12 protein-coding genes are annotated in these 13366 nt (G+C 70.0%); 7 read left to right on the forward strand and 5 right to left on the reverse strand.

Annotation, left to right across the window (positions count from 1 at the left end):
• Nucleotides 1-2: 2 nt before the first annotated feature.
• Nucleotides 3-1388, reverse strand: a complete 1386-nt coding sequence (locus ACFVJ3_RS01625; protein WP_378450367.1) for a DUF349 domain-containing protein — start codon at nt 1386-1388, stop codon at nt 3-5.
• A gap of 203 nt (nt 1389-1591) precedes the next feature.
• Between ACFVJ3_RS01625 and ACFVJ3_RS01630 the strand changes: the two genes are divergently transcribed.
• The 7 genes from ACFVJ3_RS01630 (at nt 1592) to ACFVJ3_RS01660 (ending at nt 9021) form a co-directional block, all read left to right on the forward strand.
• Nucleotides 1592-2308, forward strand: a complete 717-nt coding sequence (locus ACFVJ3_RS01630) for a class III extradiol dioxygenase subunit B-like domain-containing protein (protein ID WP_378450368.1) — start codon at nt 1592-1594, stop codon at nt 2306-2308.
• Nucleotides 2305-3234 (forward strand): tRNA (adenosine(37)-N6)-dimethylallyltransferase MiaA, encoded by a 930-nt coding sequence (gene miaA / locus ACFVJ3_RS01635; RefSeq protein WP_378450369.1) that lies wholly within the window; start codon nt 2305-2307, stop codon nt 3232-3234. The genes ACFVJ3_RS01630 and miaA overlap by 4 nt, the downstream gene beginning before the upstream one ends.
• On the forward strand, nt 3231-4079 hold the full coding sequence (locus ACFVJ3_RS01640) for a TrmH family RNA methyltransferase (protein WP_378450370.1): 849 nt from the start codon (nt 3231-3233) through the stop codon (nt 4077-4079). The genes miaA and ACFVJ3_RS01640 overlap by 4 nt, the downstream gene beginning before the upstream one ends.
• 60 nt (nt 4080-4139) lie before the next feature.
• Complete coding sequence (dapF, locus tag ACFVJ3_RS01645) at nt 4140-5009, forward strand: diaminopimelate epimerase (protein ID WP_378450371.1); 870 nt, start codon at nt 4140-4142, stop codon at nt 5007-5009.
• Between the two features lie 58 nt (nt 5010-5067).
• Nucleotides 5068-6522 (forward strand): GTPase HflX, encoded by a 1455-nt coding sequence (hflX, locus tag ACFVJ3_RS01650; protein ID WP_378450372.1) that lies wholly within the window; start codon nt 5068-5070, stop codon nt 6520-6522.
• Entirely contained in the window at nt 6515-7630 is a 1116-nt protein-coding gene (locus tag ACFVJ3_RS01655) for a hypothetical protein (protein WP_378450373.1), read from the forward strand. Before hflX ends, ACFVJ3_RS01655 begins: the two co-directional genes overlap by 8 nt.
• 68 nt (nt 7631-7698) lie before the next feature.
• Nucleotides 7699-9021, forward strand: coding sequence for an alpha/beta hydrolase (locus ACFVJ3_RS01660; RefSeq protein ID WP_378450374.1), 1323 nt, complete (start codon nt 7699-7701; stop codon nt 9019-9021).
• 13 nt (nt 9022-9034) lie between these two features.
• Here ACFVJ3_RS01660 and ACFVJ3_RS01665 read toward each other — a convergent pair whose 3' ends face one another.
• From ACFVJ3_RS01665 to ACFVJ3_RS01680, 4 genes are read right to left on the reverse strand one after another with little or no spacing between them, the layout of a single operon-like run.
• Nucleotides 9035-9292 carry an HPr family phosphocarrier protein gene (locus ACFVJ3_RS01665; protein ID WP_005261132.1) on the reverse strand — a complete coding sequence of 86 codons (258 nt, stop codon included), beginning with the start codon at nt 9290-9292 and terminating at the stop codon, nt 9035-9037.
• Nucleotides 9293-9349: 57 nt separating this feature from the next.
• On the reverse strand, nt 9350-11440 hold the full coding sequence (locus ACFVJ3_RS01670) for a fructose-specific PTS transporter subunit EIIC (RefSeq protein ID WP_378450375.1): 2091 nt from the start codon (nt 11438-11440) through the stop codon (nt 9350-9352).
• Nucleotides 11441-11456: 16 nt separating this feature from the next.
• Entirely contained in the window at nt 11457-12437 is a 981-nt protein-coding gene (pfkB, locus tag ACFVJ3_RS01675; RefSeq protein ID WP_378450376.1) for a 1-phosphofructokinase, read from the reverse strand.
• Nucleotides 12434-13201, reverse strand: coding sequence for a DeoR/GlpR family DNA-binding transcription regulator (locus ACFVJ3_RS01680; protein WP_378450411.1), 768 nt, complete (start codon nt 13199-13201; stop codon nt 12434-12436). The genes pfkB and ACFVJ3_RS01680 overlap by 4 nt, the downstream gene beginning before the upstream one ends.
• Nucleotides 13202-13366 lie beyond the last annotated feature (165 nt).

Genomic DNA, 13366 nt, shown 5'->3' on the forward strand with positions numbered 1-13366 from the left:
GCCTATTGGCCGCTGACGGCGCCCTCGGCCGCGTCGGCCCATTCGCGCCACTGCTGGGCCTGCGCGAGGGCGCTCTCCGCGTCCTTCGTCTTGCCCGCCGCGGTGGCCTTGGCGGCCTGCTCCTCGAACTGCGTGACCCGCTCCCGGAACTGCGCGGCCCGGGCGAGGGCCTCCGGGTCGGTGCGGCGCCATTCCTCGTCGGCGGCGTCGCGGACACGCTTCTCGATGGCCCGCAGCTTGCCCTCGAGGTCGTGCATTCGCTCGCGGGGCACCTTGCCGATGGCGTCCCACTTCTCCTGCAGGTCGCGGAGGGCGGCCCGCGCCGCGTCGATGTCCTTGGCCGGATCGATGTGGCCGGCGTTCTTCAGCAACTCTTCCTTGGCGACCGCGTTCTCCTCGAACTCGGCGTCGCGTTCGGAGGACGCGGAGTTGCGGGCGGCGAAGAACACGTCCTGGGCGCCCTTGAAGCGCTTCCACAGGTTGTCGTCGGCTTCTCGCGGTGCGCGGCCGGCGGCCTTCCACTCGGCGAGCAGATCACGGAAAGCCCCGGCCGTGGGGCCCCAGTCGGTGGAGTCGGACAGTGCCTCGGCCCGTGTGACGAGCTCTTCCTTCTTGGTCTTGGCGGCGGCGCGCTCGCGGTCGAGTTCGGCGAAGTGGGCTCCGCGGCGCCGGTTGAACGCCTCCCGCGCCTTCGAGTACCGCTTCCACAGGGCGTCGTCGACCTTCCGGTCGATACCGCGGATCGTCTTCCATTCGTCCAGGATCTCGCGCAACCGGTCGCCGGCGGCCTTCCACTGCGTGGATTCGGCACCGATCTGTTCCGCCTCGGCGGCCAGCGCTTCCTTGCGTTCGGTGTGCGCCTGCCGCGACAGTTCCTTCTCGTGCTTGGCGTGGGCGGCTGCCTCGTCGGATCCGGCGATGATGACATCGAGTCGCGCCGCGAGTGAATCGATGTCACCGATCACCGCGGCGGTCGGCAGGGATTCGGCGAGCGCGAGCGCGGCCGCCTTGGTCTTCTTCGCGTCGCCCGCGCCGGAGCTGAGCCGAGCTTCGAGGAGCGCCACTTCCGTTGCCAGATCGTCGAAGCGCCGACCGAAGTGCGCCAGACCTTCCGCCGCGTCTCCGGCCTGCCACGACCCGATCTGCCGTTCGCCGTCTGCGGTCTTCACCCAGGCGGTGCCGTCGTCGTCCACTCGGCCGAACTTGCTCGGGTCACTGTGGGCGGGGGCGGCGACGGCGGGGGCGGAGAGGGCGTGTGTCGGTGTGGGGTGGGGCTTGGGTGCGCCCGGTTTCGCGGCGGCACCGGGCTTCGGGACGCTGGCCTTCGGTGTGTCGTGCTGCTGAGCGGCAGGCTCCACGGCGGGCTTCGCGTCGCTGCTGTCGGTCATCGGTTCCTCATCTCTGCCGCGCGTCACGGCTGCCTGAACGCAATACTGGCTCCATACGACCCGGGACGGGTGCTGGCTCCATTCAACCCGGTACGGGCCCTGTGGACTATTGAATCAGGTCGGACGGTCCGCGTTGGTACCGATTGACGGCAGCGCCCGAATCGGATGTCGGGTCCGCGCGGACGGTCGACTAGCGTGACTGTGTGTTCACCGCCGCAATCCTCGTGCCGTCCCCACCGCTGTTGGTACCCGAACTGACCGGGGCGGCCGCTGCGGAGACGGCGCCGTTGCGGGATGCGGTCCAGACGGCGGCGAAGGCGTTGTCCGCGCTCGCCACCGAGTGGGTGGCGGTCGGAGCGGCACCCGCCGCGGTGGACGTGCGGCCCGACGCCCAGGGCACTTATCGCGGCTACGGCGTCGACGTGCGAGTCACGCTGCGGCCCGGTCCGGCAGGCGAACCCGACTCGGACCTCCCGCTCGCTGCGCTCACGGCCGGGTGGATCCGGGGGACGTGCGCGCCGGACGCCGTCGTCGACGCGCGGATCCTCGCCGCCGACCTGTCGCCGGAACAGTGCGCCGAGTACGGCGCGGAACTGCGCACGCTTCTCGACCGGGACCCCGAACCGCGGGGGCTGGTGATCGTCGCGGACGGGGCGAACACCCTCACGGCGAAGGCGCCGGGCGCGTTCGACCCGCGTGCGGAAGGCGTGCAGGCCAGGATCGACGCGGCGCTCGACACCGGCGACCGCGACGCGTTGCTGGCCCTCGACCCCGCGGAGTGCGATTCCCTCGGCATCGGCGGGCGCGTCCCGTGGCAGGTTCTCGCCGGCGTGTTCGACGCGACGCCCGCCTCCTGCCGGACGTTGTACAGCGCGGCACCGTACGGAGTCGGCTACCACGTGGGGGAGTGGCGTCCGTGACGTCACCCGTGCCGATCGCCGTCGTCGGACCGACCGCCACCGGAAAGTCGGATCTCGCACTGGACCTGGCCGAACGTCTCGGCGGCGAGATCGTCAACATCGACGCGATGCAGCTGTACCGGGGCATGGACATCGGGACCGCCAAACTCGCTCCTGCCGAACGCCGCGGAATCCCGCACCACCAGCTCGACGTGCTCGACGTGACGGAGACGGCCACCGTCGCGAACTATCAGCAGGCGGCGGTCCGCGACGTCGAGGCGATCGCCGCGCGCGGCGCCGTGCCGGTCATCGTCGGCGGATCGATGATGTACGTGCAGTCGCTGCTCGACGAGTGGAGCTTCCCCGCCACCGATGCGTCGGTCCGGGCGCGCTGGGAGACCGTCCTCGCCGAGAAGGGCGTCGCGGCCGTCCACGCCGAACTGGGCCGGGTCGACCCCGACGCCGCGGCGTCGATCCTCCCCACCGACGGCCGGCGCCTGGTCCGGGCACTCGAAGTCGTCGAGATCACCGGGAAGCCGTTCGCGGCGTCGGCCCCTAGCATCGGCGAACCGCGCTGGGGCACGCACATCGTCGGTGTCGACCGGGATACCGCCGACCTCGACGACCGGATCCGGCTCCGCACCCGCCTGATGTTCGAACGGGGACTCGTCGGCGAGGTGCGCGGGCTGATCGACGTGGGACTGCGCGAGGGCGTCACCGCACCCCGGGCCATCGGCTACGCACAGGTCCTCGCGTGGCTCGACGGCGAATACGACCTCGACGAGGCGCAGGAACGCACATTCATCGGCACCCGGCGCTACGTGCGCAGGCAACGGTCGTGGTTCCGCCGCGACACCCGCATCCACTGGGTCGACGGAAGCGACCCCGACCTCGCGGACACCACGATCCGCACCCTCGGCGAGACCCGAACACTGGGAGAACGATGAGCCGCGCACCGTCCGGACGCAACCGTCCGGCCCCGTCCCTGCTGGTGACCACCCGCAATGCCCGTTTTCAGCAGTGGCAGTCGTACCTCACCAACCGCGCCAAACGAACGAAAGCGGGACGCTTCCTGATCCAGGGCGTCCGTCCCCTCAACCTCGCGCTGGAACACGACTGGCCGATCGAATCGCTGCTGCACCGCATCGACGGCCCGCCACTGTCCGACTGGGCGCGGGAACTGCTCGAGACCCGGTCCGTCGAACAGATCGGGGTCAGTGCCGAACTGATGGCCGAACTGGGTGAGAAGACCACCACCGCGCCGGAACTGATCGCCGTCGCGAAGACACGAACCCCGCGACTGAAGGATCTGCAACTGCAGTCCGTCCCCCTGATCGTCGTGTTCGACCGCCCCGCCTCACCCGGAAATCTGGGCACCCTCCTCCGTTCCGCCAACGCGTTCGGCGCCGACGCGGTCGTGGTGGTCGGCCACGGCGCAGATCCGTTCGACCCCCGGAGTGTCCGCGCCTCCACCGGATCCCTGTTCGCGATGCCCGTCGTCACGGTCTCGTCCGTCGACGAGATCCTCGCCTTCCGCGACGCCCGGCGCGCGTCCGGAACCGACCTGCACATCGTCGGCACCGACGAAACCGGCTCCGTCACCATCGACGCCCACGACTTCGGCGGCGGCACCGTGCTCGTGATCGGCAACGAGACGCGCGGGATGGGCGCCGCGTGGCGCAACGCCTGCGACACGGTGGTCAACATCCCGATCGGAGGCGCAGCGAGTTCCCTCGGCGCCCCCTCCGCCGGCGCCGTCGCCCTCTACGAAATCGCCCGGCAGCGAAGATGAACCGCACCGCGGTCGCGTAGATGAACCGCACCCTCTCGACCATTCGTTAGAGTGGTGCGCATGGATTTCAGCAAGGGACACGGCACCGAGAACGACTTCGTGGTCCTCCCGGATCCCGACGTCCGCATCGACCTGTCGGCCCCGCGGGTGTCGGCGCTGTGCGATCGCAGGCGCGGGCTTGGCGCCGACGGAATCCTGCGCGTCGCGAGGGCCGGTGCGCTGGCTGCCGCCGGTGTGCTCGCCGAACTCCCCGACGGCACGTCCGAGGACGACTGGTTCATGGACTATCGCAACGCCGACGGCTCGATCGCGGAGATGTGCGGCAACGGCGTCCGCGTCTTCGCCCACTACCTCCGGGCGGCGGGCCTCGAGACGCGCGACGAGTTCGTGGTCGGCAGCCGGGCCGGCGGCAAACCGGTGATCGTGCACTCGGCCGACGGCGCCTTCGGCGAGGTCACCGTCGACATGGGTGTGGTGCGGGATCTGGGAACCAGCGCCGCGACCATCGACGGCAAGGTGTTCAACGGGATCGGCATCGACGTCGGCAACCCGCACCTGGCCTGTGTCGATGCGCACCTCACGGCCGCGTCCCTCTCGGCCCTCGACCTGACGGCCGCACCCGGGTTCGATCCCGGCTTCTTCCCGCACGGCGTCAACGTGGAGATCCTCACCCGCATCGATTCCGGTGCCGTGGACATGCGGGTGCACGAGCGCGGGGTCGGCGAAACACGGTCGTGCGGCACCGGCACGGTGGCCGCGGCCACCGCCGCGCTGCGCTTCGACGGGGCCGACTCCGGTGAGGTGAATGTCCGTATTCCCGGTGGTCAGGTCACCGTGGCGCTGTCCGACGGCCGGGCGACGTTGCGTGGACCGTCCGTCCTGGTGGCGTCCGGAAACCTCGACGACGGCTGGTGGAACGGCCTCGTCTGATCGCCCTGCGCGAAATGCACGTGCACGCCCTCGTCATTCCGTGGGATCATGAGGGTGTATGACGAAAACACATCGCACAGAAGAATCGCCGATCTCCGACTCCACCGAGTTCGCTTACGACGACGGGCGCCCTTCGGTCGGCGAGATGCAACTCGAGGACCGCAGCGCGCTGCGCCGAGTTGCCGGGCTCTCCACCGAGCTCACAGACGTCACCGAGGTCGAATACCGACAGCTGCGTCTCGAACGCGTGGTGCTCGTCGGTGTCTGGATGCAGGGAACCGCGGCGCAGGCCGAATCCAGCATGGCCGAGCTCGCGGCTCTGGCCGAGACCGCCGGGTCCGAGGTCCTCGAGGGCCTCGTCCAGCGCCGGGACAAACCCGACGCGGCCACCTACATCGGTTCCGGCAAGGCCGAGGAACTCCGTGAGGTCGTCCTCTCGACCGGCGCCGACACCGTCATCTGCGACGGTGAACTCACTCCCGCGCAGCTGACCGCGCTGGAGAAGGTCGTCAAGGTCAAGGTAATCGACCGGACGGCCCTCATCCTCGACATCTTCGCTCAGCATGCGACGTCCAGGGAGGGCAAGGCGCAGGTGGCGCTGGCCCAGATGGAGTACATGCTGCCGCGACTGCGCGGCTGGGGTGAATCGATGTCCCGGCAGGCGGGTGGTCGCGCCGGCAGCAACGGCGGCGTGGGTCTGCGTGGTCCCGGTGAGACCAAGATCGAGACGGACCGTCGGCGAATCCGTGAGCGGATGGCGAAGCTGCGGCGCGAGATCAAGGGCATGAAGGCCGCCCGCGACACCAAACGCACCAGGCGTCTGCGCAGCGAGACCCCGTCCATCGCGATCGTCGGATACACCAACGCCGGCAAGTCGAGCCTGCTCAACGCGCTGACCGGGTCCGGGGTGCTGGTGCAGAACGCGCTGTTCGCCACCCTCGATCCCACCACCCGGCGGGCGGCGCTGGACGACGGCCGCGAGTACGTCCTCACCGACACCGTCGGGTTCGTGCGGCACCTGCCGACGCAGCTGATCGAGGCGTTCCGCTCGACGCTGGAGGAAGTCACGGACGCGGATCTGCTGCTCCACGTCGTCGACGGGTCCGATCCGCTGCCCACGGATCAGATCAGGGCCGTCCACGAGGTGATCACCGAGGTGATCCGGGAGAACGACGCCGCAGCGCCGCCGGAACTCATCGTGGTGAACAAGATCGACGCGGCCGACCCGGTCACGTTGACCCAGTTGCGGGGCCTGCTGCCCGGTGCGTCGTTCGTGTCCGCCCAGACCGGGGAAGGCATCGCCGAGTTGCGAGCGCATCTCAGCGACGTCCTTATCCGCCCGGAGATCGAGGTCAGCGTTCTCCTCCCGTACAACAGGGGAGATCTGATGGCCCGGATCCACTCGGACGGTCAGATCCTCGACTCGTCCCACGAGGAGGACGGCACGCGCGTCCATGCTCGGGTGCCCGAAGCGCTGGCGTCGGCACTGGTTCAGTACAGCGGCAGTGCCTGACCGCTCACGGTGGTCGGCCCGTGTCGCGGTCGCAGTGCTCGCCGCGTGTACACCGCTCGCCTCGGCGGGGGTCGTGTCCGCCGAGCCCTTCTTCCGCGATCAGACGGCCGTCGACGCGTCGGAGTTCGGTCCGCTCTGCACTCCCGACGATTCGGCGGTCGGCACCCCGGACGAGGCCTCGCTGAAAGAGCTGTCGGGGCTCGTGTCGGCGGGGGGACTGCTCTACGCGGTCGGTGACAGCGGGTCCGATCGCGCGGTCGCGGAGATGGACGGGAACTGCGCCGTCCAGCGGTGGCTTCCGCTGCCGGTCGATCCGTACGACGTCGAGGACATATCGTCCGGCCCCGACGGCCGGCTGTGGCTCGCCGACACCGGGGACAACGGCCGCCGACGCGACACGGTGGCACTGATCGCGATGGACCGTGCCACCGGCGCGGGAGAACTGCATCGGCTGACGTATCCGGACGGCCCACACGACGCCGAGACCGTTCTCGTCCAGCGCGACGGCACCCCGCTGATCGTCACGAAGGAAGTGTTCGGGGCGGGCAACGTGTACCGGCCTGCGGGGGGCGCCGCTGTGGGCGACCTCGCGAGCCCCGGCCCGACCCCGCTCGAGAAGGTGGGGACGCTGGACGTCGCGGAGACGAACGGCGCCGACGACGCCACCACCGGGAGCGGCACCACGGCCCCGGCAGTGCATTCGACGATGTTCACCGGCGGCGCCGTGTCCGCCGACGGAACCGTGGCCGCCGTCCGCAGCTATTCCGACGTGTTCCTGTTCTCGGCGCCGGACGGCGACCTGGCCGCGGCGTTCGCCGCGGGGCCTGTGGTGCGCGCACACGTGCCGCAGCAGCCGCAGGGGGAGTCGATCGCGTTCACCGAGAGCGGCGACCTGCTGATCGCCTCCGAGGCGCGGGAGGGGCCCGTTCCGCCGATTCAGATGCTGCCCGGGGCGGTGTCGAGGGTGCAGGAGCAGGCCCGCACGCAGACAGCCGCGGACGAGGTGTCGGCGCAGTCGCCGGGAACGTTGTGGGGGATCGGCGTCGCCGGCGGCGCAGTCGTGCTCGTGGTCGGCGCCGGCTTCCTGGTCCGCCGCCGTGCCCGATAGGTCTGTTTTGTGAGAAATGTTGCGAGCCTGATTCTTTCGGTGGCCGGCACGGTGTGAATACTGGCGGGGTGCAGGCCCACGAGTTGTTGTCGCGTATCGCCCACCTGTCGCTCGAGCACGGTCGCGCCCAGACCGCATCGACCGTCGCCGTGGTGGCGGGCACCGTCGTGATGCTCGCGGCGTCGCGTTCCGCCCGGCCGCCGATCCTCCGCGCCGCCGCGGTCGCGGTGCCCGTGACCGCGGTGATCGGGGGTGCCGTGTGGGCGACATACCGGCCGCTTCCCAATCAGATACCGCCGGCGGGATACGCCTGGATCTGGCTCGCCGTCGGCATCCTCGTACTCGCCGCGGCTCTCCTGCTCCGAAAGCCCGGCGTCCGGCGCGTAGTGGTGATCGGGATGGCGGGGGCCATGGCCGCGGCCGCGGCGGTCGGGCAGGTCAATGCGGAGGTCGGCGTCTTCCCGACCGTGGGTTCGCTGGTCGGGCACCGCCCGTCGACGGTGGTCGAGCCGGTGTCGTTCGGTGACGTCCCCGGCTTCGAGCCGATGGTGCAGTCCGGAATTCCGATGGACTCGGTGTGGACACGTCCGGTGCGCACACCCGGATCCGGTGTGGTGACGGAAGTGGAGATCCCGGGCACCGAATCCGGATTCTCGGCCCGGCCGGCTGTGCTGTATCTGCCGCCTGCGTACCTGACGTCACCCCGCGCGGTGCTCCCCGTCATGGTGATGATCGCCGGGCAGCCGGGACGGCCCCAGGACTGGTTCAGCAGCGGACGGTTGGGGTCCACGGTGGATGCGTATGCCGCGCGGCACGACGGCCTCGCGCCGGTCGTCGTGGTGGTCGACGCGCTGGGGTCGCAGGACGCGAATCCGCTCTGTCTGGATTCGGTGTTGGGCAATGCTGCCACCTACGTGGCCCGCGACGTCCCCGCGTGGATCGAGAAGTCCCTGCAGGTGTCGCACGATCCGGCGCAGTGGGCGATCGGCGGATTCTCCTACGGGGGAACCTGTTCGATCCAGCTGGCCGTGAACTATCCGCGGATCTACCCGACCTTTCTCGACTTCCTCGGTCAGGACGAGCCCTCGCTGGGCGATCACGCGGGGACGGTCGCGGCGACGTTCGCCGGCGACGAGCGTGCGTTCGCGGCGGTCAATCCGGTCGACGTGCTGAGGACGCGGCAGTTCCCGGAAGTGACCGGGGTGTTCGTCGCCGGGGCCGCAGACGACGAATACCGCCCGCAGCAGCAGCGGATGTTCGCTGCCGCGCGGGCGGCCGGTCTGAACGTGCGGTACTACGAGCTCCCCGGTGGGCACGAGGGCGCCACTTGGGGCGCGGCGCTCGAACGGGAGATGGACTGGACCGGCCGTCAGCTGGGTCTCACCAGCTGACGGCGGGTGCCGGTCAGGCGTCGAGGTCGGCCGCCACCAGCTGGGCCACCTTCTCGACGGCGTCGGCGTCGTCGCTGGTGACCGTGACGTCGGTGCCCTTGGTGGCGCCGAGCGTCATGATGAGCAGTGCGGAACCGGCGTCCACGGGTTCGCCGTCCGCCACGGCCAGCGTGACGGGCACACCGGCGGCGGCAACCGCTTCGGCGATGACGGCGGCGGGACGGGCGTGCAGGCCGATGGACGAACCGACGGCGACTGTGGTGCTGGGCATGGACTCTCTCCTCTGTCGGTGGGGTTGATGCGGGGCGAGCGGGTCGATCTGTTTCTCTTACGCTGCGACTGTCGCAACGTCGGGGTCGAGTTCGGCGTCGGACGCGCCGGGCTTGATGAATTCTTTCGCGCCGACGACGCACAGTGCGGCGACGACGACACCGGCGGCCAGCGCCACCAGGAACCAGAGCAGGTTGCCGATGGCGAAGAAGACGAAGATTCCGCCGTGCGGTGCGCTGAGGGTGACGTTGAACGCCATGATCAGGGCGCCGGTGACGGCGCCGCCGGCCATCATCGAGGGGATGACGCGCAGGGGGTCGGCGGCGGCGAACGGAATGGCACCTTCGGAGATGAACGCCGAGCCGAGGAGCCACGCCGCCTTGCCGTTCTCACGTTCCGCCTCGCTGAACAGGCTGGGACGCAGGACGGTCGACGCGAGAGCCATCGCCAGCGGCGGGACCATGCCCGCAGCCATCACGGCCGCCATGATCCGCAGCGAGGCGGGATCGTTGACGTTGAGGCCGGCCACCGCGAATGCGTATGCGGCCTTGTTCACCGGGCCACCGAGGTCGAAGCACATCATCAGACCGAGGATGATGCCGAGGAAGATGACAGAGCTGCCGGACAGACCGTTGAGCCAGTTCGTCAGGCCCGACGTGATCGAAGCGAGCGGACGGCCCAGGACCAGGAACATGAGGGCGCCGACGATCAGAGTCGCGAACAGCGGGATGATCACCACCGGCATCAGGCCGCGCAACCATTGGGGAACCGGGATCCGGCTGATCCACAGCGCGACCACACCGGCGATCAGACCACCGACGAGGCCTCCGATGAATCCGGCGCCGACGAAGACCGCCACGGCACCCGCGGTGAAGCCCGGTGCCAGGCCGGGCCGGTCGGCGATGGCGAAGGCGATGTAACCGGCCAGAGCGGGCACGAGGAAGCTGAACGCCAGCGAACCCAGTTGGAACAGCACCGCGCCCAGGTACGTCGCCAGGCCACCGTCGGGGAGTTGGCCGAGGGAGTTGCTGAGGACGATGTCCTCCGCAGGACCGGAGATCTCGTATCCGCCGAGCAGGAAGCCGAGGGCGATCAGCAGACCGCCGGCGGCGACGAACGGGATCATGTAACTGACACCGGTGAGCAGCACCTGGCGCAGGTGGGTGCCCCAGCCGATCGATCCGGCCGGCTCGTCCGCCGCGCTGCCGGCGCTACCCGCGTCCACGGTGGCCGCGGACGGGTTCATGCCCGCGCGCAGTGCCTCGGTGATCATGGTGTCGGGCTCGTTGATGGCGCGCTTGACGCCCGACGCCACCACCGGCTTGCCTGCGAAGCGTTCCTTGCCCTTCACCCCGACATCGGTGGCGAAGATGACGGCCGACGCGCCCGCGATCACTCCGGGTGCCAGCGGCGTGCTTCCGCTCGAACCCTGCGTCTCCACGTGGACGACGACGCCTGCGCGTTCGCCGGCGGCGACGAGGGAGTCGGCGGCCATGTAGGTGTGGGCGATGCCGGTCGGGCAGGCCGTGACCGCGACGATGTGCTTCGGTCCCTCTTCGGGCTCGGGTTCCTTCTCCGGGGTGACAGGCTCGGGCTTCGGAGCTGCAGCGGCGGCCGCCGCGGGTGCTGCGGCGGCGGGAGCCGCGGCCGCCGGTGCGGCGGCGGGTGCGGGTGCCAGGACGTCGTTCACCAGGGTGACGATCTCGGCGGGGGTCTTCGCATCGCGGAGGGCCCCGACGAAGGCGGGGCGCACCAGTGCCCGTGCGAGCGATGAGAGCAGCTTCATGTGCTCCGCGCCGGCACCTTCGGGCGCGGCGATGAGGAACACCAGATCTGCGGGTCCGTCGGGGGCGCCGAAGTCGACCTTCGGGGCGAGCCGGGCGAATCCGAGAGACGCCGCCACAACTGCTTCGGAACGGCAGTGGGGGATCGCGATCCCACCGGGAAGTCCTGTCGCCGATTGTGATTCACGCGCCAGTGCGGCGTCGCGGAGAGCGTCCGCCTCGGTGGCGCGACCGGCGTCGGCCAGACGCCGGGAGAGCGCGGAGATCACGTCCTCCTTGGAGGCTCCGAGGTCGGTGTCCAGGGAGATCAGATCTTCGCTGATGATCTGCGGCCCCGGATCGCGGGCGGGTGTCGAGTGAGACATGGTGTTTCCTTCTGGTTCAGGCCGGATCGGGGGCGGGGGAGCTGAGGGCGGTGACAGTGACGGCGTCGATGTCGACGTGTTCGGGGGTCGGCAGGGTGGTGCCGGGAAGGGCTGCCGCCGCGCTGCCGTAGGCGACGGCGGATCGGAGGCAGTCCGCGGGCGTTGCACCGGACATGTGCGCTGCCAGGTAGCCCGCCAGCGACGAGTCGCCGGCGCCGACGGTGCTGCGGGCGACAATCGGTGGTGGCGTGGCCCACCAGGCGCCGGCCTCTGTCACGAGAACCGCACCCGCGGCGCCGAGCGTGGCGAGGACGGCTTCGACCCCGCGGTCCACGAGTTGCCTGCCGGCGTGGGCGGTGGCTGTCGGGTCTCCGCGCAGCGCGGACTCCTCGAGCAATTGCCCGTCGGCGCCGGTGAGCTGCGCGAGTTCCTCGCTGTTCGGTTTCACGAGGTCGGGGGCGGCCGCGGGGAACCGTTCCGCGAGCGCGAGCAGCGGGGCGTCCGATGTGTCGACGGCGACCCGGCACGACGCCGAGCGCAGTGCCTCGACGAGCGTGGCGTACCAGTCGGTGGGAATGCCGGGGGGAAGGGAACCGGACAGCACCACCCACTCGGCCCGCGAGCCGCGTTCGATGATCTCCGACTGCAGATCGGCGAGCGACTCGGCCGTCATCGCGACGCCGGGTTCGTTGACCTTGGTGGTGGTGCCGTCGGGTTCGGTGATGGTGATGTTGGTGCGCGCCGGACCGGACGTCGCCACGGTCACGTGCTCGATCCCGTGCTCGGACAGGGCGGTGAGCAGGGGGTCGCCCTCGTTGCCCGGAAGTACGGCGACAGCGGCGACACCCGCCGACGTGAGCGCGCGGGCGACGTTGACGCCTTTGCCTCCGGGGTCGCTGTGGGTGGCGGCCGCGCGCAGGACGGTTCCTCGTTCGAGGCGCCCCGCCAGGTTGACGGTGCGGTCGATGCTCGGATTGGCGGTCAGCGTGACGATCATGCGATCACCACCTCGATTCCCTGGTCGTGGAAGTGGGCTCGGTCTGCGGAACTGATGTCGGCGTCGGTGACGAGGATGTCGACGCTGTGGATGGGGGCGAAGCTCACGAGGTGCTCCCGGCCGACCTTCGACGAGTCGGCGACCACGACGACGTGGTTGGCGCACCGGACCATCGCGCGCTTGACCGCGGCCTCCTCGGTGTCCGGTGTGGACAAGCCGTGGCCGACGCTGAGCGCGTTGGTGCCGATGAACGCGACGTCGACGCGGAGGACGTCGAGGATGCGCAGCGCCTCCTCGCCGACGGCGGCCTGCGTGATGCCGCGCACCCGGCCGCCCAGCATGTGGAGCGTCACCGAATTGAGTCCCGCGAGCCGGGCTGCGATCGGCACGGAGTTGGTGATGACGGTGAGGTCCAGATCGGACGGGAGTTCCGGGATGATGCGCCCCGTCGTGGTTCCCGCGTCGAACAGCACGCTGCCACCGGACGGCGGCAGGTAGGCGGCGGCGCGCTTGGCGATCCGGTCCTTCTGCTCGGCGCGGGTGTGATCGCGCTCCGTCATGCCGGGCTCGGTGACCGTGAGGGACCCCGCAGGCACCGCGCCGCCGTGCACGCGGCGGATGTGGCCGAGACGCTCGAGAAGCGCGAGGTCACGGCGCACGGTTTCGGTGGTGACGCCGAACGTGTCGGAGAGGTCGGCGACCGACATGCGTCCCCGCTGCGAGATCAGCGTCGTGACCGCTTGCTGGCGTTCTTCCGGATACACCGTGACCCCGTTCCTGTTCTCGTCGGTGAAGTGTTCGGTGACGTGATCCGTTATGGTCTGCATCACACGAAATGTTGTGTCATGTTGTTTTACGCCCGAGTGTGTTGACATGTCAAGAGTTGAGAGTAATCTCCGTCACATAGTCGATTCGCATTTCCGACTGTG

The sequence above is a fragment of the Rhodococcus sp. NPDC127593 genome, assembly GCF_042671975.1.
Lineage (GTDB): Bacteria > Actinomycetota > Actinomycetes > Mycobacteriales > Mycobacteriaceae > Rhodococcus_F.

Excerpts from the sequence above, each read along its gene's own strand:
- ACFVJ3_RS01625 (WP_378450367.1), bottom strand. The coding sequence starts at position 1,388 with ATGACCGACAGCAGCGACGCGAAGCCCGCCGTGGAGCCTGCCGCTCAG.
- pfkB (WP_378450376.1), bottom strand. The coding sequence starts at position 12,437 with ATGATCGTCACGCTGACCGCCAATCCGAGCATCGACCGCACCGTCAAC.
- dapF (WP_378450371.1), top strand. The coding sequence starts at position 4,140 with ATGGATTTCAGCAAGGGACACGGCACCGAGAACGACTTCGTGGTCCTC.
- ACFVJ3_RS01640 (WP_378450370.1), top strand. The coding sequence starts at position 3,231 with ATGAGCCGCGCACCGTCCGGACGCAACCGTCCGGCCCCGTCCCTGCTG.
- hflX (WP_378450372.1), top strand. The coding sequence starts at position 5,068 with ATGACGAAAACACATCGCACAGAAGAATCGCCGATCTCCGACTCCACC.
- ACFVJ3_RS01670 (WP_378450375.1), bottom strand. The coding sequence starts at position 11,440 with ATGTCTCACTCGACACCCGCCCGCGATCCGGGGCCGCAGATCATCAGC.
- ACFVJ3_RS01665 (WP_005261132.1), bottom strand. The coding sequence starts at position 9,292 with ATGCCCAGCACCACAGTCGCCGTCGGTTCGTCCATCGGCCTGCACGCC.